This is a genomic window from Saccharopolyspora montiporae (genome assembly GCF_015209505.1).
GTDB classification, from domain to species: domain Bacteria; phylum Actinomycetota; class Actinomycetes; order Mycobacteriales; family Pseudonocardiaceae; genus Saccharopolyspora; species Saccharopolyspora montiporae.
The window spans coordinates 1-6,153 of the sequence record NZ_JADEYC010000047.1; the positions used below are offsets into that span (position 1 = coordinate 1).

The 6,153-nt window shown below is 69.2% G+C and carries 4 protein-coding genes and 1 riboswitch; of the genes, 1 reads left to right on the forward strand and 3 read right to left on the reverse strand.

Going from position 1 to position 6,153, the window contains the following annotated elements:
- A partial coding sequence (locus IQ251_RS19925; RefSeq protein WP_228047690.1) for a hypothetical protein occupies window positions 1-195 on the reverse strand: 195 nt, incomplete at its 3' end.
- Between the two features lie 100 nt (window positions 196-295).
- Between IQ251_RS19925 and IQ251_RS19320 the strand changes: the two genes are divergently transcribed.
- Window positions 296-1,609: an LCP family protein gene (locus tag IQ251_RS19320; RefSeq protein WP_193930513.1), complete on the forward strand. Its 1,314-nt coding sequence runs from the start codon at window positions 296-298 to the stop codon at window positions 1,607-1,609.
- Window positions 1,610-1,718: 109 nt separating this feature from the next.
- Here the strand turns inward: IQ251_RS19320 and IQ251_RS19325 are convergent, their stop codons facing one another.
- Window positions 1,719-2,798 (reverse strand): ribonucleotide-diphosphate reductase subunit beta, encoded by a 1,080-nt coding sequence (locus IQ251_RS19325; RefSeq protein ID WP_193930514.1) that lies wholly within the window; start codon window positions 2,796-2,798, stop codon window positions 1,719-1,721.
- A gap of 79 nt (window positions 2,799-2,877) precedes the next feature.
- The gene (locus IQ251_RS19330) at window positions 2,878-5,670 is read right to left on the reverse strand and encodes a ribonucleoside-diphosphate reductase subunit alpha (protein ID WP_193930516.1); all 2,793 of its coding nucleotides are present in this window, start codon (window positions 5,668-5,670) and stop codon (window positions 2,878-2,880) included.
- Window positions 5,671-5,876: 206 nt separating this feature from the next.
- Window positions 5,877-6,108, reverse strand: a riboswitch (cobalamin riboswitch).
- Window positions 6,109-6,153: the final 45 nt, after the last annotated feature.

Here is a 6,153-nt window from a genome sequence, read left to right on the forward strand (position 1 = left end):
TCCGGCGGGCACCCCCACCGGACGGCGCCCGTCGCGCGTCCCGATGCGGTGTCGACGGTATTGGGCCGCTGTGCCGCGGTGATTCGCGGCCGTCCAATGCAGACTCGCCGGGACGCCGCGAAGATCAGTACATCGGGTGATCTTCTCGGCTGCTGTCCTGCGGCTGCTGATCACCCGAATCACCATCGGCGCCATGACCCGAAGCATGCCGTGGCGACCAAGCGGGTCCGGTCGGCTCGCGAACGACCAACACCCCGGAGCCGCACCGAACCTCCCCACCGGACAGGCGCTCTGGTTGACCGCGCTGTCGGTGCTCACTCCGGGAGTGGCGCACTGGCGTGCCGGAAAGCGGCGCACCGCACTGGTTCTCGCCACGACGAGCTTCGTGGTCTGGGGCGCGGTCGCGCTCGCCATCGCCGCCGCGGGACGCACCGAGCTGGTCGCTCTGGCCGTGCAGCCGGCGGTGCTGATGATCGTCCTGGTCGGGGCGCTGCTCGTCGCGCCGGCGTGGATGTGGCTGGTGGTGTCCTCCTACCGCGCGGTGCGCCCGGCCGATCCGCGCAGCCGCTCGCGGCTCGCCCAGCTCGGCGTGCTCGGGTTGTGCGCGGCGGTGGCCCTGCCGCCCGCTGCGATCGCGAACCTGGCCTACAGCCAGTACGACCTGGTCACCAGCGTTTTCCGGGACAACTCGGCCGCACCCGCTCCCTCGGCCGCGGTTCCACCCGCGGACCGCGAGCAGGGGCAGCCGCTGCCCGGCGAACGCCGGCTCAACATCCTGCTGTTGGGCAGCGATGCCGGACCCGGGCGCACCGAGGCCCGCACGGACACCATGGTGCTGGCCAGCATCGACCAGGAGACCGGGCGCACGGTGCTGTTCGGCCTGCCGCGCAACCTGGAGTACGCGCCGATGCCGTCCGGGCCGGCGCAGGACGCCTACCCCGGCGGGTTCTCCGACCTGCTCAATGCCGTCTACCGCGAAGGTGCGGCGACCCACCCGGAATTCGGCGAGGGCGCGGCCGATCCCGGTGCCGAACTGCTCAAGGGGACCGTGTCGCAGATCCTCGACCTGCCGGTGCACAACTACGCCATGGTGAACATGGACGGTTTCCACCACATGGTGGATGCGCTCGGCGGTCTCGACCTCAACGTCGCCGCGCGCATCCCGATGGGCGACACCGGCGGTTTCTTCGAACCGGGCGAGCAACAGCTCGACGGGGCGCACGCCCTCTGGTACGCGCGGTCGCGCACCGGCGGCAGTGACTACGACCGGATGGCCCGCCAGCGCTGCATGATCGGCGCGTTGGCCGACCAGGCCGACCCGATGACCGTGCTGCGCCACTACGACCAGGTCGCCGACGTGGCCAAGGACAACGTCAGCACCGACATCCCCAGCGGGATGTTGCAGGACCTCACCGGACTGGCGGAGAAGATCAACCCGCACGCCAGTGTCCAGTTCACCCCGCCGCTGATCCAACCCGGTGCGCCGGACTACAACCTGATCCGGGCCACCGCGCACGACACCATCCAGCAGTCCGAGGCCGAGCAGGAAGAGGAGTCCGGCCAGTCCGGCTCGGGCCAGTCGCAGGAGTCGGAACTGCGCACCTGCTGATCTCACCCGCACGGTCGCGGGAACCGCCGTGCGGCAGCGGTTTCCGCGCCCATGCCCGCGCCGCGCCCGGATCGGGTGCGGCGCGGGCTTTTCCGGAACGGGTGGCTGCTCAGTCCCACTCCAGCACGGCGCCGGTCTGGTACTCGGTGACCCGGGTCTCGAAGAAGTTCTTCTCCTTCTGCAGGTCGATGGCCTCCGACATCCACGGGAACGGGTTCTCGGTGTCCGGGAAGACCGGGTCCAGGCCCAGCTGCACGCAGCGCCGGTTGGTGATGAAGTGCATGTACTCGGCGCACAGGTCGGCGTTGAGCCCGAGCATGCCGCGCGGCATGGTGTCGCGGCCGTAGGCCACCTCGAGTTCGCACGCTTCGGCGAGCATCGTGCGCACCTCCTGCTGGAACTCCGCGGTCCACAGGTGCGGGTTCTCCAGCTTGATCTGGTTGATGCAGTCGATGCCGAAGTTCAGGTGGATCGACTCGTCGCGCAGGATGTACTGGTACTGCTCGGCGATGCCCACCATCTTGTTGCGGCGGCCCAGCGAGAGGATCTGCGCGAACCCGGTGTAGAACCACATCCCCTCGAAGATGACGTAGAACGCCACCAGATCGCGCAGGAACGCCTGGTCGGCCTCGGTGCCGCCGGTGGCGAAGTCCGGGTCCTCCAGGTTCTGCGTGTAGCGCATCGCCCAGGAGTCCTTGTCCGAGATGGACGGGACCTCCCGGTACATGTTGAACAGCTCGCCCTCGTCCAGGCCGAGGCTCTCGCAGATGTACTGGAAGGTGTGCGTGTGCACGGCTTCCTCGAACGCCTGCCGCAGCAGGTACTGGCGGCACTCGGGGTTGGTGATGTGCCGGTACACCGCGAGCACGATGTTGTTGGCCACCAAGGACTCCGCGGTGGCGAAGAACCCGAGGTTGCGCTTGATCATCATCCGCTCGTCATCGGTGAGCCCGTCCGCGGACTTCCACAGCGCGATGTCGGCCTGCATGGACACCTCGGTGGGCATCCAGTGGTTGTTGCAGCCGGACAGGTACTTGTCCCACGCCCAGTGGTACTTCAGCGGGAGCAGTTGGTTGACGTCCGCCCGCGCGTTGATCATGGCCTTCTCGTCGGCCTGCACGCGCCCGGCGTCCCGGTCGATCTCGCCGAGCCCGGTCGTGGACAGCACGGTCGGTTCTGCGGTGCTCATCGGCTTTTCGTTCTCCCTGGTGCGAATTCGGGGGTGCGGCGGTCGTGCCCGCGGGTGGCGCGGGCACGACCGCGGGGACTCACTGGCAGGCTTCGCAGTCCGGATCGTCGACCGAGCACGCCTCGCCGGCGGGCTCGGCGGCGGTGGGCACCGAGGCTTGCACGGCGTTGAGCTTGCCGTCGGTACCGGACAACGTGCTCTTCTCCACATGCGTGGCCGCGGTCGACCGCAGGTAGTAGGTGGTCTTGAGACCGTGCCGCCAAGCCAGCCGGTACAGCTCGTCGAGCTTGCGCCCGCTGGGCCGCGAGACGTAGAGGTTCAGCGACTGCGCCTGGTCGATCCACTTCTGCCTGCGCGCGGCGGCCTGCACCAGCCAGTGCGGCTCGATCTCGAACGCCGTCGCGTACAGGCGCTTGAGCTCGTCCGGGACCCGGTCGACGGCCGCCAGCGATCCGTCGAAGTACTTCAGGTCGGAGACCATCGCCTCGTCCCACAGACCCGCGGCCTTGAGGTCGGCGACCAGGTGCGCGTTCACCACCGTGAAGTCACCGGACATGTTCGACTTCACGTAGAGGTTGCGGTAGAGCGGCTCGATGGACTGCCCGACCCCGCAGATGTTGGAGATCGTGGCCGTCGGCGCGATGGCCAGCACGTTCGAATTGCGCATCCCGTCGGTGCGCACCTGCTCGCGCAGGCCTTCCCAGTCCAGCTCCTGCGAGCGGTCGATCTCGAAGCGGTCCTGCTCGCGGGTCGCCGCCAGCAGCTCCAGCGAGTCCACCGGCAGGACGCCCCGGCTCCACAGCGAGCCCTCGAACGACTCGTAGCGGCCGCGTTCGGCGGCGAGCTCGCTGGAGGCGCGGATCGCGTGGTAGCTGATCTGCTCCATGCTGCGGTCGGCGAATTCCACCGCCTCGGCGGAATCCATCGGGATGCGCTGGGTGAACAGCGCGTCCGAGAAGCCCATCAACCCCAGGCCCACCGGGCGGTGGCGCATGTTCGAGTTCCACGCCTGCGGAATCGTGTAGAAGTTGATGTCGATGACGTTGTCCAGCATCCGCACCGCGGTGCGCAACGTGCCTTCGAGCCGCTGCTGGTCGATGCCGTCGGCGGTGACGTGCTGGGCGAGGTTGACCGAACCGAGGTTGCACACCGCGACCTCGTCGCCGCCGGTGTTCAGCGTGATCTCGGTGCACAGGTTCGACGAGTGCACCACCCCGGCGTGCTGCTGCGGGGAACGCAGGTTGCACGGGTCCTTGAAGGTGATCCACGGATGCCCGGTCTCGAACAGCATGGTCAGCATCCGCCGCCACAGGTCCACGGCGCGGACCGTGCGGTGCACGCGGATCTCCCCGCGCTCAGCGGCGGTCTCGTAGGCGCGGTAGCGCTCGGCGAACGCATCGCCGTACAGGTCGTGCAGGTCGGTGACCTCGTCCGGGGAGAACAAGGTCCACTCCGCGTCGGCCTCGACCCGGCGCATGAACTCGTCCGGAACCCAGTTCGCGGTGTTCATGTCGTGCGTGCGCCGCCGGTCGTCGCCGGTGTTCTTGCGCAGGTCGAGGAACTCCTCGATGTCGATGTGCCAGGACTCCAGGTAGGCGCACGCCGCCCCCTTGCGCTTGCCGCCCTGGTTGACCGCGACCGCGGTGTCGTTGGCGATCTTGAGGAACGGGACCAGGCCCTGGGACTTGCCGTTGGTGCCGTTGATGTGCGCGCCGAGCCCGCGCACCGGGGTCCAGTCGTTGCCCAGCCCGCCGGAGTACTTCGCCAGCAGCGCGTTGTTGCGGTAGGACTGGAAGATCGAGTCCAGGTCATCATCGACCGTGGTCAGGAAGCACGACGACAGCTGCGGGTGGGTGGTGCCGGAGTTGAACAGCGTCGGCGTCGAGCACATGAAGTCGAAGCTGGACAGCAGCCGGTAGAACTCGATGGCCCGCGCTTCTCGGTCGTCCTCGCGCAGCGCCAGGCCCATCGCGACCCGCATGAAGAACGCCTGCGGCAGCTCGTGGCGGGTGCCGTCGTGGTGCAGCAGGTAGCGGTCGTAGAGCGTCTGCAGCCCCAGGTAGTCGAACAGCAGGTCCCGGTCGGCATCCAGCGCGGCCCCCAGCCGCTCCAGGTCGAACTCGGCCAGGACCGGGTCGAGCTGGCCGAGCCGGACGCCGTGGCGCACGTAGTCGGCGAAGTAGCCGGCGTACTGCTCGCGGATCTGCTCCTGGTCGGCTTCGCGCTGCGCACCGGCCACCGCCGACAGCGCCTCGCGACGCAGCTTGTCCAGCAGCAGCCGGGCGCTGGCGAAGGAGTAGTCCGGATCGCGCTCGACGAGCGTGCGCGCGGCCATGATCAGCGCCTGGTTGAGCTCGTCGCTGCTCATGCCGTCGTAGAGGCCGCGCCGGGTTTCCTTGAGCACGGCGGCGGGTTCGGTCCGGCCGAGTCCGGAGCAGACCTGTTCGACCAGCGTGCACACCCGGTCCCAATCCACCGGGGTGCGCTGCCCGTCGGGACGGGTGATGCGCACATCCGGGGCCTGCGGCTCGTGCTCGGTGCTGCCCGCGTCGGCGCGGCGCGACTCGGCCCGCTGTTCGCGGTAGAGCACGTAGGCGCGGGCGACCTGGTGGTGCCCGCCGCGCATCAGCGCGAGCTCGACCTGGTCCTGGATCTGCTCGATGTGCAGCGCGGTGCCGGGTCCGGCGTAGCGCAGCAGCGCGGTGCAGACCTCGTCCGTCAGCTCGGCGACCAGGCGGTGCAGGCGTGCGGACGCCGCGGCGCCGTCCCCCTCGACGGCCAGGAACGCCTTGGTGAGGGCGACCGAGATCTTGTCGGCGTCGAACGCCGACGTGGTGCCGTCGCGGCGCAGCACCCGCGCGTCCGGCGGCACCCGGGAGTCGGAGGGGTCGTGCGCCGCGGAAGCGGGGGAGACGGGCGGGGACTCGGTCAACGTGGGCTCTCCTATCGCGAGCTCGGGCTGCTGGCCCGGAATCCACCGCGGGAGAGGACGCGACACGGTTCGACGACGTGGCCCCACCGACCCGTCGCCGGACGTCCGCGCGAACCCTCCCTCGGGGTTCCGGACGGCGCGCACACCTCGTGCGCGCACCGATGGCAGGTCTTCGGACTCGCGGGCTTCCGGTGCCGGGCACCGGACCTACTGACCGTCGCTTCCCGAGCCGATCGCGCTCAGTGCTGGACCACCGCTGGTGGGTGGTGACGGTGTTCGTTCCCGCTTACCGCTGCGGGGCAGTCCCGGATTCGCACCGGGTTCCCTGTTGTCTCACCGGGCTCGTCGTCCCGGTGAACCATCGACGCGATCGATGCTACATCTTGGGTCTGACAGTTCCGCGGACACCTACATACGGCGTGT

Coding starts and splice junctions, on each gene's coding strand:
- IQ251_RS19325 (WP_193930514.1), bottom strand. CDS start 2,798: ATGAGCACCGCAGAACCGACCGTGCTGTCCACGACCGGGCTCGGCGAG.